This window comes from Paenibacillus sp. NFR01 (assembly GCF_900111565.1).
Classification (GTDB): Bacteria; Bacillota; Bacilli; order Paenibacillales; family Paenibacillaceae; genus Paenibacillus_AQ.
The window spans coordinates 1-23,737 of sequence record NZ_FOIK01000004.1 but is presented as its reverse complement, the minus strand read 5'-3'; the positions used below and the strand labels follow the sequence as shown (position 1 = coordinate 23,737).

Genomic DNA, 23,737 nt, shown 5'->3' with positions numbered 1-23,737 from the left:
TATCATAGGTTGTCTTATAGATTAGAGGATAGCGAGGTGCGCGGACTTGAGCAGCAGCAGAAAAATGACGTTCCGGTTTAACGAGGAACAGAAATCCGGTACGGAGCAGACGGCGGACAGGCATTCCCTGCAGACGTTCGGGACGGAGGCGAAGGAATACAAGGTGCCGGAACCGGAGCCGGTAGTGATTGAATTGCTGCCATACGGCGGCATTGCCGACGAACCCCGGAACGGCGATTATGGGGAACCGGAGTTGAAGCGGGGACGTAGCTGGGACCAGCCGCAGGATAAAACCTATTCCGGATACGAATTCAAGAATGACTACAGGGATAACTATGCGGATGTGGATGACGATAGGGATTATACCCGCTACGATTATAATGAGAGCCCCGGCCGTAAAGCAGACTATGGCAGCTCTTACCAGACGCGGCGCCCCTCGCATGTATGGAAGTTCGCCTTGGCTGTGGCGGGAGCGATGGGAACAGGGCTGCTGCTCGGTTATGCGGCACTCTCGTTCCTCGGAGGCGGCGGGGACAGCGGCGCCTCGGTAAACGGCGGCTCTGCCGGCACGCCGGTCGTCGATACGTCGCAGGCTCCGCCGGCGGCAACGGACTCCTCCGGCCCCGGCGCAGGCCAAATGCCGGTGACGATCGCAGCGCAAAGCTACTTTCTGCTGCAATACGGCGTCTTCAGCACGCCTGAAGCCGCGGCGCAAGCGAAGGAAGAGCTGCTCGCCGCCGGTCTGGCGGCGGGGAGTGATCCCGAGGGCGGAAACCGGGTGTACGCCGGCATTTCGCCGGACCGTGAGCAAGCCAAGCTGCTCAGCAGCGGCCTTAAGAACCAGGGCATCGAGCTGTATGTCCGGGAGGTAACACTGCCGGCGGCGGATCACGTTGTATTTGCGGGCAAGGCAGCTGTAGTGGAGAACTACTTCACTGCCAGCGGCCGGTTGCTTGGCGAGCTGAGCCGGCTTTCCGCTTCACTGCTCAGCGGCGAAGGCGGGGCTGCGGCGGACACGAAGGCCGTCAGCGATCTGCACATGCAGTGGACCGAGGCGGTCAAAACGCTGTCGCCGGGAGTCGGTGCAGCGGGCGGTGGCGTCTGCGCGGAACTGGAGAAATCGATGAGCCGGGGCATCGCCGCCCTCAGCGAATACAATAAAAACCAGGCCCAAGGACTGCTGTGGGAAATGCAGGATGCGATGATGGAATTTCTCTCCGGGCAGGAGAAGCTGCTTGGGCTGATGACAGTTAACCGGACCTGAAAGGAAACAGGGCCCTCCGCGGATTAGGCGGGGGGCCTTTATATGCGGATTTTATCGGCCTATGGGCCTCTTGCGCCGGTGAATATTCCGCCAGATTACCCCTTTTTGTGGTAATCATTTCCCTCGGGGATTTAGCGTTTGTAATTGGCCCCGGTTTCACCGTATAATAATTAGGGTGTCAAAAAATGGCGAGGGAAGACTCCGATGAAGAAGAAAAATGTAGGAATGTTGCTGTTATTTCTGATTCTGGGCTGGCTGGCGGGGGCGTGGATCGCCAAAGCGCTGGAGCCCGTTAAAATGCTGTCTTTTCTCACAAAAACGACCGTTCTGAAATGGTCGCCGCAAGCCGATTTGGACATCATTACCTATGACATCACCATTCATCTGAAATTATGTCTGCTCAGTCTTGCCGGCATTGTAGCCGCCGTGTGGCTGTACCGCAGACTGTAAGCTTTTAGCGGGTGAAGCCGGGAAAGGATGCTGCTATAACGATGGAGCTGAAATCTTTCCGCCCAATAATCCTCGCCTCGGGCTCGCCGCGCAGACGGGAGCTGTTGTCCTCGCTTGGCCTGCCTTTCGAGGTTATGGTCAGCGACGCCGACGAAAGCACGCCTCCGGATTGGGCGCCGGAGAAAATTGTCCAGGAGCTCGCCCTCCGCAAGGCGCAGGCGGTGGTTCCCGCGGCAAGCGGCCGGAATGCCGTTGTCGTCGGCAGCGATACGATCGTCGTGCTGGATGGCAAGGTACTCGGCAAGCCGGCGGATGAAGGAGACAGCATGGACATGCTCAGCATGCTTCAGGGCCGGACGCACCGGGTATTTACCGGAGTGGCCTGCATCGGGCTGCCGGATGGACAGACTGCGGTTGATTACAAATCAACGTCCGTGACGATGCGGCCCATGAGCCGCGAAGAGATCGCGGCGTATATTGCTACCGGAGAGCCTGCCGACAAAGCCGGCTCTTATGCGATTCAAGGGCTCGGCGCCACATTGGTGGAAGCCATCGAGGGCGACTATTTCGCCGTCGTCGGTTTACCGCTTGCGCTCCTTGGACGGATGCTTTCGGAATACGGCATCCCTGTTCTGAACGGACAGGAACGCTAGGGAAAGAGGGATCGGGATGGACTTGCAAACATTGATGCTGCGAGACCTCCCCCATGAAGAACGTCCACGCGAGCGCATGATGCATTATGGGGCGGAATCGCTGAGCCAGGCCGAACTGCTGGCCATTTTGCTGCGGACAGGTACGCGCCGGGAATCGGCTATACATATCGCCCAGCGGATTTTGGGGCAGACCGGCGGCCTTCGCGGCCTTGCGGACCTGAGCATTCAAGAGTTAACTGAAATCAAAGGCATCGGCCCGGCCAAGGCGGTGCAACTAAAAGCCGGCATTGAGCTCGGCAGGCGGATGGCGAACTCGCGGCTGACAGAGCCGGTGACCATCCGCAGTCCGTTTGACGCAGCGGAGATTTTGTCAGAGCAGTTGCGTTACTTGCAGAAAGAACATTTTGTGTGCCTCTTTCTGAATACGAAGAACCATGTCATCGCGCAAGAGACATTGTCCATGGGCAGCCTGAACGCATCCATCGTGCATCCGCGCGAGGTGTTCCGGGCAGCCATGAAATGGAGCAGCGCAGCAATTATATGCGCCCATAATCATCCGAGCGGCGATCCGACGCCAAGCCCGGAGGATATCGCTTTGACGTCGAGACTCCGGCAGGCAGGCGAAATCGTAGGCATCGACGTGCTGGATCACCTGGTTATCGGGGACGGCAGCTTTGTCAGTTTGAAAGAAAAGGGCTATCTGTAATATAATTGTGCAGATTCACTAGGAAAAGGAGATTATAAGCATGTTGGGTAGTTTTACGAAAGATTTGGGTATCGACCTTGGGACAGCAAATACGCTGGTGTACGTACGCGGCAAAGGAATCGTTGTCAGAGAACCTTCCGTGGTAGCCATTAATACAGATACAAAGGCCATTGAGGCCGTAGGGGAATCCGCGAAAAAAATGATCGGGCGCACGCCGGGCAACATCCGTGCCATCCGTCCGATGAAGGATGGGGTCATCGCCGATTTCGACACGACGGCCACGATGATCAAATATTTCATCCGTCAGGCGCAGAAGCAGCGTTCCATGTTCCAGCGTCATCCGAATGTCATGGTCTGCGTGCCGTCCGGCATAACTGCCGTAGAGCAGCGCGCCGTTGAGGATGCGACGAAGCAGGCAGGCGCGCGCGAGGCCTACATTATCGAGGAGCCATTCGCCGCGGCGATCGGCGCCGACCTTCCGGTATGGGAACCGACCGGCAGCATGGTCGTCGACATCGGCGGGGGTACCACCGAAGTGGCCGTGATCTCGCTGGGCGGGATCGTAACCAGCCGCTCGGTACGCGTGGCGGGGGATGAAGCCGACGAGTCGATTATCCAGTACATCAAACGCCAGTATAACCTGATGATCGGCGAACGCACGTCCGAGCAGCTCAAGATGGACATTGGCTCCGCCCTGCCGCTGGATAAAGCCGAAACGATGGAAATCCGCGGCCGTGATCTCGTGACCGGACTTCCAAAGACTTTGACGATTACGTCCGACGAAATTTGCGAAGCGTTGTCCGATACGGTTAACGCCATTATCGAAGCCGTGAAGGTAACGCTGGAGAAATGCCCGCCGGAGCTGGCGGCTGACATTATGGACCGCGGAATCGTGCTTACCGGCGGCGGCGCGCTGCTCCGCAACCTCGACAAACTGCTGGCCCGCGAGACGGGAATGCCTGTACTTGTCGCCGAGAACCCGCTTGATTGCGTCGTCATCGGAACAGGCAAAGCGCTGGACAACATTCATTTGTTCAAAACGCGCAGCAATGCCGGAACCCGCTCCAAACGTTAGGACGCGGCATTGCTTGGAACATCAACCCCCGATATGGGAGAAATACGGTTGTTAGAGGGTGTTGAAACTGTTTAAGCTGTTTAACAATAAACGTTTGTTCATTTTGCTGATCACGCTGGTCCTGTTTATCGTCGTCATGGGCTTCAGCTTGGGGACGAGAAAAGGCTTGTCCTGGCCCGAGAATTTTGTCAGGGATACGACCGGCTTCGTGCAAAATCTATTCTACAAGCCCGCTGGATATGTAGCGGGCTTGTTCCAGGATATCAGCCATCTGGATGAGCTTTCCGAAGAAAACGAGCAGCTCAAAATCATGATGGCGCAGTATACGCGCAATATGGCGCAGTATAATTTCATCAAAGCTCAGAACGAGCAGTACCAGAAGGATCTACATTTCACGAAAGAACAGGAAGAGCTTTATAACTACGAATATCACATTGCCAACGTGGTCAGCGTAACGACGGAGCCGAGCAATCATACGTTGGTTATTGACCTCGGGTCCCGCAACGGAATCAAGGTGAACATGGCCGTAACCTCCGTTAAGGGGTTGGTGGGCGTTATCAGCCAAGTGAGCCAATTCACCTCGACGGTCAAACTGATGACGATGATGGACGACAATGATCCGAATTCGCAGCCGCCGATCGCAGCCACTGCGCTGAACAAGGAAGGCAAGTCGTTCGGGATGATCGAAAGCTACGACCAGGAGACCGGCATGCTGATGATGAACAAAATCCCCGTCGGCGATCCGATCGTCAAAGGCGACACTGTAATTTCCTCCGGCATCGGCGGATTGTATCCGCGCGGAATGATCATCGGCACGGTTGAGGATGTCAAGGTCGGCGAATTCGGCCTCACTTCGACCGCGATCGTCAAACCAAGCGCCGAGTTCCAGGATTGGAAGGACCTCTTTGTGGTCTTTACGGCGGCGGATGCGGAGGAGAGTGCCGGAAAGTGAGAATGCGTAAACCCGTTCTGATCCTTCTATTATTCCTGCTGTTTATTATCGAGGGTACCATTTTGCCCTGGCTGATTCCCGACGCATGGCAGATGAGGCTCATTCCGAATCTGGTGTTTGTCGTGATCTTATTTGTTACGGTGTATCATCACCGGCATACGGCGCTCGTGCTTGGCCTCGTTTTCGGCATGCTGCATGACATCGTGTTTTATGGACGGATTCTCGGCGCGCATTCCTTCGCCATGGGCGTATCGGCTTATTTGATCGGCCTGATCTTTCAAAGCCCGCGTACGCCCCTGCCGCTGATGATGACCGTCGTGCTGCTGGGCAGCCTGCTCGAGGACAGCATCCGCTATGCCATTTACAGCGTCTTTAACCTGAGCAACGAGCCGTATAACTGGGCACTGCTGCATCATATGTTGCCGACGATGCTGCTGCATTTTGCCGCTGGACTGATTCTTTATGTTCCGCTCCGCAAGCAGCTTGAGCTGCTGAAGAAGGAAGAACGCAAGGAAGAGGCAGCTTAAGCGGCCGGCCGATTTCTTTGCGGGGAAAGAAGGAATTTGCCCGGCCCGGCACGAATGTTTCAGGATGGAGGGAACAGGCATATGACCGTACAAACCAAGCATGTAAGGATAAAGGGCATCAAGGACGGCCTGGTTTTCCTGTTGGACGACAAGTGCTCCTTGGAGGAACTACTGAGCGAGCTTCGCTTTAAGCTGGAGCACAGCCATCAAAATATTTTGACAGGACCGATCGTCCATGTGGATGTCAAGCTTGGCGAACGGGTGTTGACTGAGGACGAGAAAGAAAGCGTGCTGGAGATTCTGAGGAGCCAGGGAAATCTGCTGATCCGTTCCGTGGAAGCGGCGGAGGCTCCCCGCGCGGAAGATCCAGACAGCCTCTTTATGCTGAGCGGCATGGTCCGTTCCGGACAGGTGCTGCATCATCGCGGAAATTTGCTGTTTCTCGGGGATGTCAATCCCGGGGGTACGATTATCTGCACGGGCGATATTTATATTCTCGGGGCACTGCGGGGCATGGCCCATGCCGGAGCCGAAGGCAACGAGGAGGCGTTGATCGCCGCATCGCTGCTTGCACCGACGCAGCTAAGGATTGCCGAATGCATCAGCCGTCCGCCGGATGAATGGGAGACCCGCGAAAGCAGCATGGAGTTTGCCTATTTGAAGGAAGGCGCAATGCAGATCGATAAAATTCATAACATCGTAAAAATACGTCATGGGTTAAATGTGTTTAAAGGGGTGTAGCCTCCATGGGAGAAGCGATTGTCGTAACCTCGGGCAAAGGCGGCGTTGGCAAAACGACCACAACGGCCAATATTGGAACCGCGCTTGCCCTGCAGGGCAAAAAAGTATGTTTGATCGATACCGACATTGGTCTGAGAAATCTGGATGTGGTCATGGGGCTGGAGAATCGGATCATTTATGATCTCGTCGATGTCGCTGAAGGACGCTGCCGGCTGAATCAGGCGCTCGTCAAGGACAAGCGTTTCGATGAACTCTACATGCTTCCTGCCGCGCAAACCAAGGACAAAACGGCAGTAATGCCTGAACAGGTCCGCGATATTGTGCTGGAGCTGAAAAAGGAATTCGAATATATTCTGATCGATTGTCCGGCAGGCATCGAGCACGGGTTCCGCAATGCCATCGCCGGAGCGGATAAGGCGATCGTGGTCACGACGCCGGAGAATGCCGCAGTGCGCGATGCCGACCGGGTTATCGGGTTGCTCGAGCGTTCCAACGTATCGACGCCGAGGCTGGTCGTGAACCGCATTCGGCCGGGGCTGGTCAAATCGGGAGACATGCTGGACATCGAGGATATTCTGCAGGTGCTCAACATTGATTTGATCGGGATCGTGCCGGATGACGAGCATGTCATTCGCGCCGCGAACAGCGGCGAGCCGACAGTGATAAATCCGGATTCGGGTGCGGCCATTGCGTATCGCAACATCGCCAGACGGATTCTGGGCGACGCGGTTCCGCTGATGCAGCTGGACCGGAAACCCGGAGCGTTCAAGAAATTCAAAAAGTTTTTTGGCATGGGCTGACCGCCCTGCCGTTGCCGTAAAACGTCCCGCAGCCCCTTTTGCTGCGGGACGTTTTTTTGCGTGCAGGGTATCCCGAAGAGGCTTGTTCTAAAGCGGCCGCCGCGGCTCATAAACTATCAACAAAAACAAGCCCGCGGGGGGATCGAAATGGATCAGCAAACAGGGAACAAAGGCCGCAGAAAAGAACGCATCCGCAGCCTGCTGGAAGAAACGGAAACGCCGGAGCCTAAGGCAGTGCCGCCTTTATTTGCTCTGGAAGACAAAGGGACGAGCTTCAGGGAATGGGGAGAAGGCGGAGGAAGCAGCCGCTTCGGCGGTGGCACCGAACCCGATCCCGAGGCGCTCTGGAAAGCGAACCGGGGAGGCTGGGACGATGGGGGGGATGGGATCCGGCCCCGTTTTTCCGCAGGGATGATCCGCCGCTTCGTCGCCAGTCTGCTCGTCTTCGGCGGAGTCTGGGGGATTTTTGCCATGGATGAGCCATGGGCGCTGCGGGCACAGAACTGGATCTCGGACGCGCTCACCTACGATATGGATTTTGCCGCGGCTCAGGTTTGGTACGAAACGCATTTCAGCGGTGCGCCTTCGTTCATTCCGATCTTCGGCGGGGAAGAGGAGCCGGCTCAGAAGGTGAATGCCGGCCATGAGCCCGTCGCTCCGCTTGCCGGAAAGCTGGTCCGTCCGTTTACCGCCGGGCAAAAAGCCGTGGAGATTATGCCGCTCGGCGAAGATGGCGGGAGCGTCATGGTGAAGAGCATGGATACCGGGCGTGTCCTTTCCGTCTCGCGGGAAACTGACGGCGGAATTAAAGTGGTCGTGCGCCATACCGGCAATATGACAGCGGAATACGGCCATTTAAGCGGAACCAAGCTTGCTGCCGACGACTGGGTGCAAAGCGGCGATACGCTGGGCTGGCTGCAGGAACAGGAAGGGGCGAAGGTCCCGCTGCTGTATTTTGCCGTAATGAAAGGCGACGTTTACATCGATCCGACAGAAGTGGTAGCGTTTGATTAGGATCTGGGGCATTCCGGTCACGCTGCATCCGCTGTTTGTCCTAGTCATGCTATTCTCCATTGTCACGGGGCAATTTCTGGAGCTGATTACATTGTTCTGCATTGTGTTTATACATGAAATGGGGCATGTATGCGCTTCGCTGCTGTATGGCATCACCGTCAAGTCGGTCCAGCTGCTGCCGTTTGGCGGCGTTGCCGTTACCGAAGACCATGGACGGCTTACGCCCAGCCGCGAGATCATCATTGCGCTGGCGGGACCGCTGCAGAATGCGGTGATGATCCTCACGGCGATGCTGCTTCGGCAAATCGGCGTGGACGCCGGATTCCTGACCTATTTTATCGGGGCGAACGCGATGATCGCATTGTTCAACCTGCTTCCGGTGCTGCCGCTCGATGGCGGGAGAATCGTTCAGGCGGCTATGAGTTCGCGGCTGCCCTATTATTACACCCTGCTTTGGACCGGGCGCGTCAGTATTGTTTCCAGTATGCTGGTGCTGGTACACGCGCTGCTCCCTCTTTTGGCGGATGAGGGGCCGCGGTTGAATCTGCTTCTGATTGGCGCGTTTCTCCTGTATGCCAACGTGACGGACCACCGGAACCTGCCGTACCGCTTTATGGCCTTTCTGATGAACCGAGACGCGGTCTACGAACGCAGTATACGGCAGGGGAGGGAGGCCTCTCCGATAATTGCCGAGCCAGCGAAACCTTTGGACGAGATATTGCGTCTATTTAGACGTAACCAATACCACTGTATCTATGTGATGAATAATGAGCATCATGTGGTTGCCGTCATCCCCGAGCAGCGGGTGATTTCTTCTTATTTCGGAAAGTAAACTAGAGGTGAAGCCATGAAGCAAATGATCGTTCACTGCACGCAGCATGTTACCCGGATGGCTCTTCTCGAGAACGGGCGGCTCACGGAATACGCGGCTGAACGCGATCAGCAGCAGGGGCTCGTCGGAAGCTATTACAAAGGGCGGGTCATCAATGTGCTGCCGGGCATGCAGGCCGCTTTTGTCGATATCGGGCAGAAAAAAAATGCCTTTTTATACGTAGATGATGTGCTTCACCCCCATTTGGAAAAACAGCCTGCCGTGAAGCCGTCCATCGAGACGCTGCTTTCCCCCGGAGAGGAGATTATCGTTCAGGTCCGCAAGGAGCCCCGGGGCGGCAAAGGCGCCCGGGTGACGACCCATTACACGCTCCCCGGGCGCTGGATGGTGTACATGCCGTACGCCGAATATGTCGGCGTCTCCAAGAAAATCGGCCGCGAATCCGAACGCAGCCGACTGAAGGGCATCGGCGAACGGCTGCGCCGCCCCGAGGAAGGCCTGATCATGCGCACCGTCTCTGAGGACGAGCCGGTGGAAGCAGTCGAGGGGGACCTCGCGTTTTTGCGCTCCCAATGGGAGCTGATTCTGCGCAAAGCGGAGGAAGCGCCGGCACCTGCGCTGCTGCATGTCGACCTCAGCATCGTGCAGCGCTTTATCCGCGACGCGTTCGATCCGCTGCGCGATGAGCTACTGATCGATTCGGCGGAGGCGGTGCGGGAGGCAGAAGCGTTTCTGTCGGATATGGCGCCTGATGGCCATAAGCCGGTGGTCCTGTACCGCGGGCAGGAATCGATATTTGCGGCGTTCGGGGTGCAGGAGCAGCTGCAGCGCAGCTTCAGCCGCAAAATCATGCTCCAGGGCGGAGCGACGCTGATCTGGGACGAGACGGAGGCCCTGACGGTGATCGATGTCAACACGGCCCAGTACACCGGCGGCGCCACGCTGGAGGAGACGGTGACGCGGACGAATCTGTCTGCAGCGGAAGAGATCGGGCGGCTGATCCGCCTGCGTGATACGGGCGGCATCATCATCGTTGATTTCATCGACATGGCCGAGGAAGAGCACCGCAAGCTGGTCATGGAGCGGCTCCAGCATGCGATTGACAAGGACCGCACCAAAACGCATATTCTTGGCTGGACCCATCTGGGCCTTTTGGAGATGACGCGCAAAAAAGCAAGGCAGGATTCGGCCGGATTTGGGCCGGTGATCTGCGAATGCTGCGGCGGTACGGGCAAAGTCGGGGCATGGCTGGAGTGAGGCGTGCGGGCCACTTCGGCCGAGCGCCGCTTCCGCGCGTTTATTTTCCCGTTGACTAGTGTTCGCCCATATGATAATATCATCAAGTATGTGTATGATTGATTTAATCTCACACATGCTGTAACCGCTCCGATCGGGTAGACAAGCGCGGTCCCTCCGGGGTACTGCCACCTAGACTAGGCGAGTCTGAGACATGAGGAGGTGCAACTACAATGTATGCAATTATCGAAACTGGCGGTAAGCAATACAAAGTCCAAGAGGGCGACGTATTGTTCATCGAGAAACTGAATGCTGAAGACGGCGCAAGCGTAACGTTTGACCGTGTATTGGCGGTTTCTACAGAAGGCGGTCTGACTGCAGGAACTCCGCTCGTAAGCGGCGCGACTGTAACGGCTAAAGTCGAGAAACACGGCAAAGGCCAAAAGGTTGTTGTCTTCAAGTACAAGGCGAAGAAGAACTACCACAAGAAACAAGGCCATCGTCAACCGTACACGAAAGTAACCATCGAGAAGATTCAAGCGTAAGAAGGTGCGTTAATGATTAACGTACGGATTACACGGACGTCTGCTCAGGGTACGATTGTCGGTTTTGCCGTTAAAGGGCATGCAATGTATGCCAAGAAAGGCTGGGATATCGTGTGCGCCGGGGTATCGACGGTAACGTTCGGTACGGTGAACTCGATTGAAAAGCTGACGGGAGTGGTGCTCGACACCGAGACGGAGGACGGATTTTTAAGCGGGACGCTGGTTCCGATCGAAGATCCCGAAATAGCCGGCAAAGTTCAGCTGCTTCTGGAATCAATGGTAGGCATGCTCGGTGATATCGCAGAATCATACGGGAAGTATATCAAGATACAGCAGGTCATTATTTAAAGAAGGAGGTTGACCAACATGTTGAAATTGGATCTTCAGTTTTTCGCATCGAAAAAAGGGGTAGGTTCCACAAAGAACGGTCGCGATTCCCATGCGAAACGTCTCGGCGTGAAACGCGCTGACGGCCAAGCGGTTCTCGGCGGCAATATCCTGGTTCGTCAACGCGGAACCAAAATTCATCCAGGAACAAACGTAGGCATCGGCAAAGACGATACTTTGTTTGCACTGGTTGACGGTGTAGTGAAGTTCGAACGTTGGGGCCGCGATCGCAAAAAAGTGAGCGTGTACCCGGTTGATGTCGCTCCGGTAGCAGCGGCAGTAGAAGCGTAAGACTTCTCCAAGCTATAGTCGAAATCAAAGCCTCCGGCATCAGTGCCGGGGGCTTTTTTGAAGATATCGGAAAGATATCTTAAAAGAATCATCCTGTGCTATACTGGAAAATGGTATATGTTGGATGTGACGGAAGCCTACATTTGACATGAATTTTGCGAACCGAGGGATGGGGATTATTGAAATGAAATCCTGGACAAGCGGCATCTGGGCTATGAATCTATCCATAGTGCTTCCTTTAGGTATCGTATGTTGGCGATCCAGCTGGCTCACTGGCATACTGCTCGGTGTATGGGCGATAGCCGTGTCGGTACTCAGCCTTGGGGTTACCCGGCGACACTACGAAAAGGAACTCCGCATACAGGAGCGTACGCTGCAGCAGGCGGCCAACCGTGCGCTTGGCCATCATCGCCATGACTGGATGAACGACTTGCAGGTGCTTTACGGATATATCCAGCTGGGGAAGCCTGATAAATCATTGCAATGTGTGGAAAGAATAAAAGAACGCATTGCGCTGGAGAGCCGGATCAGCAAGCTGGGGATTCCTTCGCTTGTGTTCTACCTGCAATCCTTCCGGACGTACCGGGCGAGTCTGGAACTGGACGTAGAAGTGCAGGAAGGCTTGAATTTGGAGGATAAGCTCAGTCCGGAAGCGGGGGACGAGCTGACCGGGATCATCATGCAGACCGTCCGTGCTTACCAGTATAGCGGTGTAGCCGAGGCCGGCGATACCCGGCGTCTCGCGCTCGGATTTGCCCAGGATGGCGAGGATATCGTGATTTCATTTCATAGCGGATTGGATTCCGGAACCCCGGCTTTGCTGAGGGAGCAAATTTATAATATTGTGCAGGGCAAAATCATCAAAGCGGAAGCGCATCAGCAGGGCAATGCTGGGCTGGAGCTGCGGCTTCCGCTGCAGATGCAAGGAAGGTGAAATAAATGTTCGTAGATAAAGCCAAGATTTACGTAAAAGGCGGAGACGGCGGGGACGGTCTTGTGGCATTTCGCCGCGAGAAATACGTACCGGAGGGCGGCCCGGCAGGCGGCGACGGCGGCCGGGGTGGCGACGTGATTTTCCGGGTCGACGAAGGGTTGCGCACGCTGATGGATTTCCGCTACCAGCGGCATTTTAAAGCGGACCGCGGCATTAAGGGCCGCAATAAAAGCCAGCACGGCGCGAACGCGGAGCATATGATCGTCCGCATTCCGCCGGGAACCGTGCTGATTGACGACGATACCGGCGAGGTCATCGCCGATATGACCCGCCATGGGCAGCAGGTCGTTGTCGCCAGGGGCGGCCGCGGCGGACGGGGCAACACCCGTTTTGCAACGCCGGCCAACCCGGCACCGGAGCTGGCCGAGAACGGGGAAGAAGGCCAAGAGCGCTACATCGTCATGGAATTGAAGGTCATGGCGGATGTCGGCCTGGTCGGCTTCCCGAGCGTCGGCAAATCGACGCTGTTGTCGGTCGTATCGGCCGCGCAGCCGAAGATCGGCGCGTATCATTTCACGACGATTACGCCGAACCTCGGCGTCGTAGACGTCGGCGACGGCCGCAGCTTCGTAATGGCCGACCTGCCGGGATTGATCGAAGGTGCCAGCGAAGGCGTGGGCCTCGGCCACGAATTCCTGCGGCATGTCGAGCGTACCCGGGTCATTATCCACGTGGTGGACATGTCCGGCTCGGAAGGCCGCGATCCGTTCGACGACTGGGTCAAGATCAACGATGAGCTGAGACAATACAATGCGGGACTGCTGGACCGCCCGCAAATCGTAGCGGCGAACAAGATGGATATGCCGGAAGCGGAGGAGAATCTCGCGTCCTTCCGGGAGCGCATTGCTGAGCTACGGCCGGACCTCGAGATCCTGCCGATGTCTTCGCTTACCCGCCAAGGCGTTCAGGAGCTGCTATACCGGGCGGCCGATGTGCTGGACAGCATTCCGGTGGCGCCGGTGGTGGAAGAAGTCTCGGCTAACACTGAACGCAAGGTGTATAAGCTGGAAGCGGAAGACGACAACAGCTTCACCATTACCCGCGACAATGAAGCTTTTGTCGTAACCAGTCCGCGCATCGAGCGGATGCTGAAGCGGATGCAGCTCAGCACGCATGATGCGATTCTCAAGCTGGCCCGCACCCTCAGACATATGGGCGTGGATGCAGAGCTGCGCAAACGCGGCGCGGTGGAAGGCACTATCGTCCGCATTGGCGACTTTGAATTTGAATTTGTCGAGAACAGCAGCTACTATTGATTTGAAAAATGGAACGCCGGCGCATCTATTCCCGTAGGGAAGGATGCGGCCGGCGTTTTTGCATTTTTTGAATTTACAGATTTCCGGGATAAACGTCGGAAAAAGTTTTCTTTAATTATCCAAGGGAATTTACTACAATTATGGAGTATATCCCTGCATGAAAGAAGGAGAAGACGGATGGCAATTATTGAGGTAGTGAAGTATGACGGGCCACCCGGAGTGTTCGCCTGGAAATATCCCAATCAGGAACTGGGTACCTGGACACAGCTAATCGTCAATGAATCCCAAGAGGCGATCCTGTTCAAGGGCGGTCAAGCGCTTGATTCTTTTACAGCCGGAAGGCACACGCTCAGCACGGCGAACATTCCGATCTTGAACAATATCATTAATTTACCGTTCGGCGGCAAATCGCCGTTTACGGCTGAAGTCTGGTTCGTCAATACAATGAACGCGATGAGCGTCAAGTGGGGCACCAGCACGCCGCTGCAAATTCAGGATCCCAAATACCAAATCATGGTTTCGCTCCGCGCCTTCGGCCAGTTCGGCGTGCGGATCGTAGAACCGCGGAAGTTTCTGCTGAAGCTGGTCGGAACGCTCCCGGTATTTGACCAGGAGACGATGCTGACCTATTTCCGCGGCCTGCTGATGTCCAATATAACGGAACTGATCTCTTCTTATCTGGTACATAAAAAGATCAGCATCCTTGAGATTAATGCGTACGTGACGGAAATATCCAAACATATTCAAGGACGCCTGAGTGCGACATTTTTGGAAAATGGCATCGAACTGAATAATTTCTACGTGGATTCCATCAACATTCCCGAGAATGACCCCGGAACCATGCGTTTAAAGGAAGCGCTTGCCAAAAAAGCGGAGATGGACATCATCGGTTACACCTATGAGCAGGAGCGCAGCTTCGATACCATGGAAGAAGCGGCGGGTAATCAAAGCAATCCCGGCGCCGGTATGATGAATACAGGGCTTGGACTCGGCATGGGCTTCGGCTTTGCCGGACCGGCCGCGGATATGGTCAACCGCATGGTGCGTAATATCTCCTTCAGCGGCGAGGGCAGCACTACGGTAACCAGTAATTACTCGCATACCCATACCGAATCGAGATCCTGTCCCGCCTGTGGGACGATGAACCTGGTGGAGTCACGGTTCTGCAGCGGCTGCGGCGGCAATCTGCAGGCGCCTCCGCCCCGTCAGGCGGCCGTCGATGCATGCGGCGGCTGCGGCCAGCCGGTGGCCGCCGGCGCCAAGTTCTGCCCGCATTGCGGCCAGCGCGTGATGCTGAAATGCACGGGCTGCGGTCATGACCTCCAGCCCGGCCAGAAATTTTGCGATGAATGCGGCACCAAAGCCGGTTGATGGAGGAACGACGTGGATAAACGGAATCGTTACGGCGCAATTTTGTCCGCCGCATATGTCGCGGCAGTAATAGTTACTGTAATTTGTTTTGCCTTGTGGGGTTTCGGGGCTTCGCCGCTGCGTTCTGCGGTTTCGCTCCTGGCGGTGCTGGCTGCGGAAAGCGCCGTGTATTTCAGCGCCCGGTTGTGGCTGCGTTCGGCGGCTCGCGCCGGCGGAGCCTCCCCCGCCCTTTTGACCGGGATGCTGATTGCCTTATTGTATCTACTGGCTGCCGGAGCTGCCGCCGCCATTCTGGACGGTTTGCTGGAGCTTGGCGCGTTTGCGTATGCCGCCGTGCAGCTCGTTCTCCTGATGGTCGCCGCCATTCTTCTGGGCACTACGGGCTTATACAGCTGGAATGCTTCTGCACAGGAAGGGCAAACGGCGGACGCCACAAGCAGCCTCCGGCGGCAGCTGGAGGAACTCGGCGAGATCCGGCAGATCGCCCGGGCCTGGAAACGCCCGGAGGCTGCGCTGCTGGCCGGTATTGTCGGGGATCTGGAGGAACAGTTCAAGTACAGCGATCCGGTGTCCGATCCGGAGCTGCGGGCCACGGAGAATCTGCTGGACCAGCAGATTTCCCTGCTGCATGATCATGTCTCGCTGCTGTTATCGCTCCTGGAACCTTCCCCTGAGTGGGAAGGGGACACCCGCGGCTTGACTGATAGTATTTCCGCTACGCTTCAGCGGCGCAACCGCGAACTGGCGGCGTTAAAATAGGAGGATATTACGTAATGAGCAATTTGCCTAAATACGAACGGAATGGATTTGACATTGCAATTATCGTTTTTGCGTATCTCTTTATGCCGCTGGGACTGGTCTTTGCCATGATCCAGCTTAGTTCTACCCATTACAAAAATTATCGCAAACCGGTAAACTATAATTTGCTGTTTCACGTGTTTCTCGGCGGGTTTGTTGAAATTTTGGTTCCGTTTATCGGTACGCGTGCATCCGGAGATATTACCACCGGCCAATTTGTGATGACCGCTGTGCTTTGGATATTGCTGTTTTTGGTACCCGCTGCTATTTTTGCAAGGAGCGCGGCACGTGCGAGAGGGCGTTTCCTGCAGCTTGCGGAGCGGTACATACAGCTTATTACAGGAAGCTGGGTACGCCATATCGGTGATTTGTCGGACATGACAGGACAAAGCGAAGCTGATGTAAGCAGAGATATTGAGTATCTGAAATCTCATGGGGTTCTTGATGCCGACATTGCGATTCGAGAGGGACGGAGTTCAGATGCAGCGGAGGGGCGTCCCCAACCGGTGGAGGCTCCCCATTCTCCGTTCGGCGCACCCGGCGGACAACCGTACCCGCAGCCAACAAGCTCCCCGCTCCGGTCTCAGCCGCCTGCGTCCCGGATGCTGCCTAAATCGGTCAGCTGCCCAAGCTGCGGAGCGCAGAACACCGTGACTCCCGATCAGCCAAAGAGCTGCGACTATTGCGGAACGGCGCTGTCCTACCATTAAGAGAAAACGTATATAGCACGCGGCTTTCCCCCTGGTACTTCTGGACCGGGGGGTTCTTCCATTTATAGAATAGGCGAAAAGCTATTGCAATCCCTTTGAAATATCCTTTATAATGTCCACTATGAAAACACAAAAGTCTTTGGGGTGAGGACGTTCGTGAAAGAGCGCTATTATTTGGTCCGTGAGGACATTTTGCCGGATGCCGTATTGAAGACCATGCAGGTGAAGCAGCTGCTGGAGGCAGGGGACGCCAAGACGGTGAACGAAGGCGTGGAGCTGGTGGGCTTAAGCCGCAGTGCTTTTTACAAATATAAAGACGGCATTCATCTGATCCACCAGCTGGAGCGGGAACGCATCGTGACGATCTCCATTGATCTGGAGCATGAGTCCGGGATGTTGTCCAAGGTGCTCGGCTGCGTGGCCGTCCATGGCGCCAACGTGCTGACCATCAATCAGAGTATCCCGCTGCAGGGCCGGGCCAACGTCGTCATTTCGATCGAAATTTCCCATTTGAACGAGGAGCTTGGCGATATGCTGGACAATATGCGGAGCATCCCGGGCGTCAAACGCGCGTTGATTATCGGGCAGGGTTAAGGCCATACTTTTCTTATCTGAGCACATGGTCACATCAAGCAGGATCATATTTTTAGGGGGAAGCACATGAAGCCGGTTAAAGTTGGACTGCTGGGCCTCGGAACCGTCGGCACAGGCGTAGTCCGTATCGTGGAAGGAAATCAGGAGGATTTGAGCAGCCAGGTCGGCTCGCCGATTCTCATTGAACGCATAGCGGTGAAGAATATTGCCAAAGCCCGCGACATCAATGTCGATGCCTCCAAAATCACCAGTGATCCGTGGGAAGTGATCCGCGATCCGGAGATTGACGTCATCGTGGAGGTGATGGGGGGCATCGCCGGCACCAAGGAATATATCCTTGAAGCGCTGGAGCGTGGTAAACATATCGTCACGGCCAACAAGGACCTGATGGCGCTGCACGGTTCCGAAATTCTCGCCAAGGCGCAGGAGAAGCAGTGCGACGTCTTTTACGAGGCAAGCGTGGCCGGGGGTATTCCGATTATCCGTACGCTGATCGAGGGCTTTTCCTCGGATAAAATCATGCGCATTATGGGCATTGTCAACGGAACAACGAACTACATATTGAGTAAAATGAGTCAGGAAGGCGCGTCATACGCCGACGTGCTGAAGGAGGCTCAGGAGCTGGGGTATGCCGAGTCGGACCCGACCTCGGATGTCGAAGGCCTGGATGCGGCGCGCAAAATGGCGATTCTCGGCACCCTCGGCTTCCGCACCAATGTAGAGCTGGGGGATGTCAGTGTCAAGGGCATCTCCAAGGTGAGCAAAGAGGATATCGCTTTTGCCAAACGGCTCGGGTACGAAATGAAGCTGATCGGCATTGCCGAATCCGCGGATGACGAGTTCCATATTAGCGTGCAGCCGACGATGATCCGTGCGGGGCACCCGATCGCTTCGGTCAATGGGGTATTCAACGCGGTGTACGTGTTCGGCCAGGCGGTGGGCGAGACGATGTTTTACGGGGCGGGCGCGGGCGCCATGCCGACGGCGACGTCGATTGTGGCCGATCTGGTGGCGGTGATCAAGAATCTGAAGCTTGGCGTCAACGGCCTGAAGCAGATTATTCCATACAAGCAGCGCAAGCTGAAGAGTGATGAGAACGTGTTTTATAAAAATTTCCTTTTGCTTCATGTTGACGACAAGGCCGGGGTGCTAGCCAAAATTACCCAGGTTTTCGCCGAATACGAGGTCAGCCTGGACTCCGTGGTACAGCAGGCCAATCCGCATAATCCGGACGCCGAGATCATTATCGTAACGCATAACGCAAGCAAAGCCAGCATGACGAAGGTATTGAATCATCTGGAGGAGCTGCCGGTCATCCACCGGATCAAGAGCCATTACCGGGTAGAAGGCTAAACCGCAGCCCTTGCGCCGCGAAAAAGACGAAGGAGATTCTAGCGAACATGAGCAACTACGGAAGGTCGATCGTAAAAGTACCGGCCAGCACTGCCAATCTGGGACCGGGTTTTGATACGCTGGGCATGGCATTGTCGCTGTATGCCTGGATCGGGATGGAGGAAGCGGAGGAGACCGTCTTCCATCTCTACGGCGAGGAAATGAACGGTCTTCCCCTGGATAAAAGCAATTTGCTGTACCAGGTCGCACAGATGGTTTTCGCTGAAGCCGGCGTCTCTATTCCCGAATTGTCCATCTCCATGTATTCGGATATTCCGCTGACCCGCGGGCTCGGCAGCAGCGCTTCGGCCATCATCGGCGCGCTGGCCGCGGCGAACGCCATGATCGGTTCGCCGCTCGATAACGCCAAGCTGTTTGATATGGCAACGGCACTGGAGAAACATCCCGACAACGTCGGTGCCTCCCTGTTCGGCGGCATTATAACGGCCGTCTGGGACGGCAGCCATGCCGATTACATCCGGCTGGAGCCGCCGCAGGATTTGGAGCTGCTGGTCGTCATTCCGGACTTCGAGCTGTCGACGACCAAGGCGCGCGGTGTGCTGCCGGCGGAAATATCGGTCGGCGATGCGGTGTATAATATAAGCCGGACGTCGCTGCTCGCGGCAGCGTTTGCGTCCGGCCGGCTGGACCTGATCGGCCGGGGCATGCAGGACCGGCTGCATCAGCCTTACCGCGCGCCGCTTGTGCCGGGTATGGAAAAGCTGCTCGCCGAGGCGCCGCAGCACGGCGCGCTCGGCATCGCGCTTAGCGGCGCCGGCCCGACGCTGATCTGTCTTGTGGACCGGAGCGACTCGCGCAAGGCGGAGCTGGAGCGGTTTTTGCTGGAGACCATGCAGGAGCATGGCATCACGGCCCGTACCCGCTGGCTGCTGCCTTGCCTGAACGGGGTCCAGGCAGAGCGGGTCGAAAGAAACGGGATGCAAAGTACCCCGTTTTTAGATATGATAAAAGGAGAAGGTTGGACATGAAGTCAATAGCGGTATTGCCGGAAGGCACCACATCCCATGAGGCGCTTCTATACCTGTTCGGCAATGAAGCGCTGAAGGTCGAGTTTCGCAAGCTGATCTCGGATGTGTTTCTGGCGACGGCAGAAGGCGCGACCGATTACAGCGTCATTCCGATCGAGAATACGATCGAGGGCTCGGTGAGCCTGCATATCGATTGGCTGATTAACGAGGTGGATTTACCGATGCAGGCGGAGTGGATCTACCCATCCATCCAGAATCTGATCGGCAATCCGGGCGAATTTCTGGATGGACAGGGGAACAAGGATTATAAACATATCGTTAAAATCCTGTCCCATCCCGTTGCCATGGCGCAATGCCTGCAATTTGTCCGCGAACACGCTCCTTGGGCAGAGCTCGAGTCGGTAGGCAGCACCTCCGAGGCCGTGGAGATCGTCAAGAACAATCCCGGCAAAGGCTGGGCTGCCATCGGTACTGCGCTTGGCGCGGCTACGCACGGGCTGGAGATCATCGACCGCCGGATTACAGACCATAACAACAATTTTACCCGTTTTGTTCTGGTCGGCCCCGAGAAGCTGGATTTGCCGGGCAAAAGCAGCGGCACCAAGACGAGCATTCTCGTGACGCTGCCGGAGGATTTTCCGGGGGCTTTGCATCAGGTGCTGTCGGCATTCGCCTGGAGACGCCTGAATTTGTCGCGGATTGAATCGCGTCCAACGAAGAAAAAGCTGGGTACTTATTATTTCTATATTGATGTGCTGGAACCGATCGAGTCGGTCCTGCTTCCGGCCGCGCTGGAAGAAATCAAGGCGCTTGGCTGCCAGGTGCGGATTCTGGGTTCATATCCCACATACAACTATGAGGAAGAGAAAGCGGAGGTGCAGTAAGTTCATGGCAGAGCAATGGATTTATCTTGACGGAGAATACGTAACAAAGGAAAAAGCGGTGGTGTCCGTTTTTGATCACGGTTTTTTATATGGAGACGGCATTTTCGAAGGCATCCGCATCTATAACGGCAACATTTTTAAATGCAAGGAACATCTGGACAGGCTGTATGATTCGGCGAAATCCATTATGCTGGACATCCCGCTGACATATGACGAGATGCTCGAAGCGATGGCGGAAACGATCCGCAGAAACGAAATGCGCGACGGTTATATCCGCCTGCTCGTGTCCCGCGGCCGCGGCAACCTGGGGCTGGATCCCCGCCGTTGTCCGCAAGCAAGCGTTATTATTATCGTGGAGCAGCTTGCGATCTATCCGAAGGAAGCTTACCTCAACGGGCTGCGCGCCGTATCCGTCTCACAGCGCCGCAACCTGCCGGATGCGCTGAATCCAAAGATCAAATCGCTCAACTACCTGAACAACATTCTGGTGAAAATCCAGTCCAACTTGGCGGATGCCGATGAGGCGATCATGATGAACGCTCAGGGGTATGTAACGGAAGGTTCGGGCGACAACATTTTTATCGTGAAAAGAGGCGTAGTTTACACCCCTCCTTGCTACCTCGGCGCGCTTGAAGGCATTACCCGCATGGCAATTATCGAGCTTTGCTCGAAGCTCGGCCTGACGCTGAAGGAAGAACCGTTCACGATGCACGACGTGTATATCGCCGACGAAGTGTTCTTTACCGGTACTGCCGCCGAAGTCATCGCCGCGCGCGAAATCGACGGCCGTATCATCGGTTCCGGCCAGGCCGGCCCGATTACGCTGCAACTGCTTGAAGAATTCCGCAATGTCGTCGACAAAGACGGCTACAGAGTTTTTGAATAACCGAATCGCTTGGATTTCCGATCCTTTCATGACTGCAGGCGCTGCTTGCGGACGTGAAAGGATTTTTTTTGCTTCAGGGATGTCATTCGCCCATGGGCTGCATAAGATGTAGTAACGAAAGAGGCGGCTGTACCGCATACGGCGTTGCCTGGAGTGTAGCCATGAAATGGCGTCATCCCGCGCTCCAGACGCTTTCGCATGCAATTGCCGACACTATCATTAGGAGGTTCAGGCTGCGTGAAAATACACATTGTCAAACAAGGCGACACACTGTACGCCTTATCCCAGAAGTATGGAGTCCCGCTGGAAAAGGTTATTGAGGCCAATCCGCAAATTGCCAATCCAGACGTGCTTGCGGTCGGAGACAAGGTCAAAATTCCGGCCGGCGTCGTACCGGTTCCCGACAGCAGCGAGCTTTACTACAAACACACTGTCAAACAAGGGGATACGCTCTGGAAGCTGTCCAAAGCCTGGGGCGTGACGCTTAAGGAAATGATCGATGCCAATCCGCAATTGAAAAATCCGAACGCGCTTATGACCGGCGAAGTCGTCAATATTCCGAAAAAAGCAACTTCAGCTCCGGTTATGCCAGACAACACGATGGTATCGCCAACCAACAACAATGATACGATGGTATCGCCTGCTACCAACAATACAGCAGTGTCGCCGGCTACCGATAAAACCGTTGTTGGCGGGACGGCATATACCGGTCCCAAAAAGTCGACGGCCCCCATCGTTTCTCCCGCAGCGGAAGAAAAACCCGCGCCAGCTCCGGCGCCTGCGCCGGTTGTAGAAGAAGCCGCCGAGAAAGCTCCTGAGAAGGCAGCGTTGCCGGAAACCAATGTGGCTCCCGTAGCCAACAAAGCACCGGAAATCGCACCGGTCCAGGAAATTGTACACGAGAAGCAAAGCTTGTTTGTGCAAATCACGGTGCCGGCCCAGGAAGCGATGACCAAAGAGGCGACCAAATCGGATGTTCAGCCTTTGTATATGCAAAGTATGCCATCCATGCCTTGCGATAAAACGGCAGGTTACCCCGGTATTCAAGAGAATCCGTATACGTATGCGTATCCTTCTGCATATCCGACGGCTGAAGCCATGCCTTACATGAGTTATGCGCCGGAAGCCGTTTCTCCATATTCTTATCTGCCCACGATGCAAGAGAATATGAATGCTTCCGCGTATGATATGAACCCATGTGCCGGATATCCATCCTATGTCTCGCCGGAGTATGCGATGCCGATGTCTATGCCTGCACCTATGCCATGGCCGGATTGCGGCTGCGGCGGAATGACTATCCAGCCTTATCCTTATGAACATCCGGCATACGGCACACAAAGCACATACCCTGCCTATGCACCTTCGCAGCCGGAAACGGTGATGCCACACAGCACGGGAATGCCCCCGATGTATGGAATGCCGAATCAACCGGAGTCGGTGATGCCTTATAGTATGGGCACAGCACCACAATACGGGACACCAAATCAGCCGGAAGGCGTAATGCCTTATAGTATGATGCCGATGTACGGTATGCCGGTAACTGCCAATATTCCGCCGTATCCGGTATATCCGGCTGCAGAAGAGCTGACGAAGCACAACCGGGTGCCGGAGATACTGGTACCGGAAGTAACCACGCCGGCAATAAATGCTTCTTCGGCTGCCGTCACCGAAGCCAAAGGCAAAAGCGGCTCGGCAAAGTCCGGATCGGCTAAAGCCAAGGTATCCGGCTTGCCGGACAGCAAAACGGATAAAGCGGTAAGTAAGAAGCGCTCCAATCAAGCGCGTGCTAACAGTTCCGGAAAGAAAAGCAAAAACCCATGGATTCCTAATTAAATATTAATATTCATGTATACAGACCCGGGCAGGAAGTCCCGGGTCTGTAAATTTATTGGTAAAAATTGAGGTTGTCTTTGTTCGAATAATGTAGTATATTGTAGTTCCCTCTTACAATCACTTTGTTGATCGATGGGGGATATCAAAAGCGGTTGAGTGAGTGCAAATAACTTTTTTAAAAAAAAGGTTGCAATCGGACGAACGCCATGGTATATTATAAAAGTTGCTGGCGACGATGATTAAAAGCTGGCACTGAGAACTTGATCTTTGAAAACTGAACAACGAGTGAGTATTAAAGAGAATGCAAATTCTCGTCAGATGTTTTAAATGAGCAAGTCAAACACCTTTATGGAGAGTTTGATCCTGGCTCAGGACGAACGCTGGCGGCGTGCCTAATACATGCAAGTCGAGCGGAGTTTATCCTTCGGGATAAGCTTAGCGGCGGACGGGTGAGTAACACGTAGGCAACCTGCCCCATGAACTGGGATAACTACCGGAAACGGTAGCTAATACCGGATAATTCCTCTTTTCGCCTGAAGAGAGGATGAAAGACGGAG

The 23,737-nt window shown here is 55.4% G+C and carries 26 protein-coding genes and 1 rRNA gene; all 27 read left to right on the top strand.

Going from position 1 to position 23,737, the window contains the following annotated elements; genetic code table 11:
- Positions 1-46: 46 nt before the first annotated feature.
- Entirely contained in the window at positions 47-1,264 is a 1,218-nt protein-coding gene (locus BMW84_RS17390; RefSeq protein WP_091070621.1) for an SPOR domain-containing protein, read from the top strand.
- Between the two features lie 204 nt (positions 1,265-1,468).
- Positions 1,469-1,714, top strand: coding sequence for a DUF4321 domain-containing protein (locus tag BMW84_RS17385; protein WP_091070620.1), 246 nt, complete (start codon positions 1,469-1,471; stop codon positions 1,712-1,714).
- 41 nt (positions 1,715-1,755) lie between these two features.
- On the top strand, positions 1,756-2,367 hold the full coding sequence (locus BMW84_RS17380; protein WP_091070618.1) for a Maf family protein: 612 nt from the start codon (positions 1,756-1,758) through the stop codon (positions 2,365-2,367).
- 16 nt (positions 2,368-2,383) lie between these two features.
- Positions 2,384-3,073, top strand: a complete 690-nt coding sequence (gene radC, locus BMW84_RS17375; RefSeq protein WP_091070617.1) for a RadC family protein — start codon at positions 2,384-2,386, stop codon at positions 3,071-3,073.
- Between the two features lie 40 nt (positions 3,074-3,113).
- A complete protein-coding gene (locus tag BMW84_RS17370; RefSeq protein ID WP_091070615.1) occupies positions 3,114-4,148 on the top strand; it encodes a rod shape-determining protein in 1,035 nt (344 codons plus the stop codon).
- Positions 4,149-4,206: 58 nt separating this feature from the next.
- Positions 4,207-5,100, top strand: a complete 894-nt coding sequence (gene mreC / locus BMW84_RS17365) for a rod shape-determining protein MreC (RefSeq protein ID WP_091070613.1) — start codon at positions 4,207-4,209, stop codon at positions 5,098-5,100.
- Positions 5,097-5,627 carry a rod shape-determining protein MreD gene (gene mreD, locus BMW84_RS17360; RefSeq protein WP_091070612.1) on the top strand — a complete coding sequence of 177 codons (531 nt, stop codon included), beginning with the start codon at positions 5,097-5,099 and terminating at the stop codon, positions 5,625-5,627. Before mreC ends, mreD begins: the two co-directional genes overlap by 4 nt.
- Before the next feature lie 81 nt (positions 5,628-5,708).
- Positions 5,709-6,368 carry a septum site-determining protein MinC gene (gene minC / locus BMW84_RS17355; RefSeq protein WP_091070610.1) on the top strand — a complete coding sequence of 220 codons (660 nt, stop codon included), beginning with the start codon at positions 5,709-5,711 and terminating at the stop codon, positions 6,366-6,368.
- Between the two features lie 5 nt (positions 6,369-6,373).
- On the top strand, positions 6,374-7,168 hold the full coding sequence (gene minD / locus BMW84_RS17350; protein ID WP_091070609.1) for a septum site-determining protein MinD: 795 nt from the start codon (positions 6,374-6,376) through the stop codon (positions 7,166-7,168).
- A 147-nt stretch (positions 7,169-7,315) separates the two neighbouring features.
- Complete coding sequence (locus BMW84_RS17345; protein ID WP_091070606.1) at positions 7,316-8,182, top strand: M23 family metallopeptidase; 867 nt, start codon at positions 7,316-7,318, stop codon at positions 8,180-8,182.
- Positions 8,175-9,014, top strand: a complete 840-nt coding sequence (locus tag BMW84_RS17340) for a M50 family metallopeptidase (protein WP_091070605.1) — start codon at positions 8,175-8,177, stop codon at positions 9,012-9,014. The genes BMW84_RS17345 and BMW84_RS17340 overlap by 8 nt, the downstream gene beginning before the upstream one ends.
- Before the next feature lie 15 nt (positions 9,015-9,029).
- Positions 9,030-10,271 carry an Rne/Rng family ribonuclease gene (locus tag BMW84_RS17335; protein ID WP_091070603.1) on the top strand — a complete coding sequence of 414 codons (1,242 nt, stop codon included), beginning with the start codon at positions 9,030-9,032 and terminating at the stop codon, positions 10,269-10,271.
- Between the two features lie 212 nt (positions 10,272-10,483).
- Positions 10,484-10,795 (top strand): 50S ribosomal protein L21, encoded by a 312-nt coding sequence (gene rplU, locus BMW84_RS17330; RefSeq protein ID WP_091070602.1) that lies wholly within the window; start codon positions 10,484-10,486, stop codon positions 10,793-10,795.
- A gap of 12 nt (positions 10,796-10,807) precedes the next feature.
- A complete protein-coding gene (locus tag BMW84_RS17325; protein WP_091070600.1) occupies positions 10,808-11,143 on the top strand; it encodes a ribosomal-processing cysteine protease Prp in 336 nt (111 codons plus the stop codon).
- Between the two features lie 18 nt (positions 11,144-11,161).
- Positions 11,162-11,473: a 50S ribosomal protein L27 gene (gene rpmA, locus BMW84_RS17320; RefSeq protein WP_091070599.1), complete on the top strand. Its 312-nt coding sequence runs from the start codon at positions 11,162-11,164 to the stop codon at positions 11,471-11,473.
- 184 nt (positions 11,474-11,657) lie between these two features.
- Positions 11,658-12,407, top strand: a complete 750-nt coding sequence (locus BMW84_RS17315) for a Spo0B domain-containing protein (protein ID WP_091071149.1) — start codon at positions 11,658-11,660, stop codon at positions 12,405-12,407.
- A 5-nt stretch (positions 12,408-12,412) separates the two neighbouring features.
- Complete coding sequence (gene obgE / locus BMW84_RS17310) at positions 12,413-13,723, top strand: GTPase ObgE (protein WP_091070597.1); 1,311 nt, start codon at positions 12,413-12,415, stop codon at positions 13,721-13,723.
- Between the two features lie 177 nt (positions 13,724-13,900).
- A complete protein-coding gene (locus tag BMW84_RS17305) occupies positions 13,901-15,094 on the top strand; it encodes an SPFH domain-containing protein (RefSeq protein ID WP_091070595.1) in 1,194 nt (397 codons plus the stop codon).
- A gap of 12 nt (positions 15,095-15,106) precedes the next feature.
- Positions 15,107-15,853 (top strand): hypothetical protein, encoded by a 747-nt coding sequence (locus BMW84_RS17300; RefSeq protein ID WP_091070594.1) that lies wholly within the window; start codon positions 15,107-15,109, stop codon positions 15,851-15,853.
- 14 nt (positions 15,854-15,867) lie between these two features.
- Positions 15,868-16,602, top strand: coding sequence for a zinc ribbon domain-containing protein (locus BMW84_RS17295; protein WP_091070592.1), 735 nt, complete (start codon positions 15,868-15,870; stop codon positions 16,600-16,602).
- A 156-nt stretch (positions 16,603-16,758) separates the two neighbouring features.
- Complete coding sequence (locus BMW84_RS17290; RefSeq protein WP_091070591.1) at positions 16,759-17,196, top strand: ACT domain-containing protein; 438 nt, start codon at positions 16,759-16,761, stop codon at positions 17,194-17,196.
- Between the two features lie 66 nt (positions 17,197-17,262).
- The gene (locus BMW84_RS17285; RefSeq protein WP_091070589.1) at positions 17,263-18,549 is read left to right on the top strand and encodes a homoserine dehydrogenase; all 1,287 of its coding nucleotides are present in this window, start codon (positions 17,263-17,265) and stop codon (positions 18,547-18,549) included.
- Between the two features lie 47 nt (positions 18,550-18,596).
- Positions 18,597-19,577, top strand: a complete 981-nt coding sequence (gene thrB, locus BMW84_RS17280) for a homoserine kinase (RefSeq protein ID WP_091070588.1) — start codon at positions 18,597-18,599, stop codon at positions 19,575-19,577.
- Entirely contained in the window at positions 19,574-20,461 is an 888-nt protein-coding gene (gene pheA / locus BMW84_RS17275; RefSeq protein WP_091070586.1) for a prephenate dehydratase, read from the top strand. The genes thrB and pheA overlap by 4 nt, the downstream gene beginning before the upstream one ends.
- A gap of 4 nt (positions 20,462-20,465) precedes the next feature.
- The gene (gene ilvE / locus BMW84_RS17270; RefSeq protein WP_091070585.1) at positions 20,466-21,347 is read left to right on the top strand and encodes a branched-chain-amino-acid transaminase; all 882 of its coding nucleotides are present in this window, start codon (positions 20,466-20,468) and stop codon (positions 21,345-21,347) included.
- A 237-nt stretch (positions 21,348-21,584) separates the two neighbouring features.
- Positions 21,585-23,180 carry a LysM peptidoglycan-binding domain-containing protein gene (locus BMW84_RS17265; protein WP_091070583.1) on the top strand — a complete coding sequence of 532 codons (1,596 nt, stop codon included), beginning with the start codon at positions 21,585-21,587 and terminating at the stop codon, positions 23,178-23,180.
- A gap of 345 nt (positions 23,181-23,525) precedes the next feature.
- Positions 23,526-23,737 (top strand): 16S ribosomal RNA (locus BMW84_RS17260); the annotation flags it as partial.

Excerpts from the sequence above, each read along its gene's own strand:
- minD (WP_091070609.1), top strand. The coding sequence starts at position 6,374 with ATGGGAGAAGCGATTGTCGTAACCTCGGGCAAAGGCGGCGTTGGCAAA.
- BMW84_RS17385 (WP_091070620.1), top strand. The coding sequence starts at position 1,469 with ATGAAGAAGAAAAATGTAGGAATGTTGCTGTTATTTCTGATTCTGGGC.
- BMW84_RS17325 (WP_091070600.1), top strand. The coding sequence starts at position 10,808 with ATGATTAACGTACGGATTACACGGACGTCTGCTCAGGGTACGATTGTC.
- ilvE (WP_091070585.1), top strand. The coding sequence starts at position 20,466 with ATGGCAGAGCAATGGATTTATCTTGACGGAGAATACGTAACAAAGGAA.
- BMW84_RS17370 (WP_091070615.1), top strand. The coding sequence starts at position 3,114 with ATGTTGGGTAGTTTTACGAAAGATTTGGGTATCGACCTTGGGACAGCA.
- pheA (WP_091070586.1), top strand. The coding sequence starts at position 19,574 with ATGAAGTCAATAGCGGTATTGCCGGAAGGCACCACATCCCATGAGGCG.
- thrB (WP_091070588.1), top strand. The coding sequence starts at position 18,597 with ATGAGCAACTACGGAAGGTCGATCGTAAAAGTACCGGCCAGCACTGCC.
- BMW84_RS17380 (WP_091070618.1), top strand. The coding sequence starts at position 1,756 with ATGGAGCTGAAATCTTTCCGCCCAATAATCCTCGCCTCGGGCTCGCCG.
- minC (WP_091070610.1), top strand. The coding sequence starts at position 5,709 with ATGACCGTACAAACCAAGCATGTAAGGATAAAGGGCATCAAGGACGGC.
- BMW84_RS17305 (WP_091070595.1), top strand. The coding sequence starts at position 13,901 with ATGGCAATTATTGAGGTAGTGAAGTATGACGGGCCACCCGGAGTGTTC.
- radC (WP_091070617.1), top strand. The coding sequence starts at position 2,384 with ATGGACTTGCAAACATTGATGCTGCGAGACCTCCCCCATGAAGAACGT.
- BMW84_RS17285 (WP_091070589.1), top strand. The coding sequence starts at position 17,263 with ATGAAGCCGGTTAAAGTTGGACTGCTGGGCCTCGGAACCGTCGGCACA.
- obgE (WP_091070597.1), top strand. The coding sequence starts at position 12,413 with ATGTTCGTAGATAAAGCCAAGATTTACGTAAAAGGCGGAGACGGCGGG.
- BMW84_RS17315 (WP_091071149.1), top strand. The coding sequence starts at position 11,658 with ATGAAATCCTGGACAAGCGGCATCTGGGCTATGAATCTATCCATAGTG.
- BMW84_RS17295 (WP_091070592.1), top strand. The coding sequence starts at position 15,868 with ATGAGCAATTTGCCTAAATACGAACGGAATGGATTTGACATTGCAATT.
- BMW84_RS17335 (WP_091070603.1), top strand. The coding sequence starts at position 9,030 with ATGAAGCAAATGATCGTTCACTGCACGCAGCATGTTACCCGGATGGCT.
- rplU (WP_091070602.1), top strand. The coding sequence starts at position 10,484 with ATGTATGCAATTATCGAAACTGGCGGTAAGCAATACAAAGTCCAAGAG.
- rpmA (WP_091070599.1), top strand. The coding sequence starts at position 11,162 with ATGTTGAAATTGGATCTTCAGTTTTTCGCATCGAAAAAAGGGGTAGGT.
- BMW84_RS17345 (WP_091070606.1), top strand. The coding sequence starts at position 7,316 with ATGGATCAGCAAACAGGGAACAAAGGCCGCAGAAAAGAACGCATCCGC.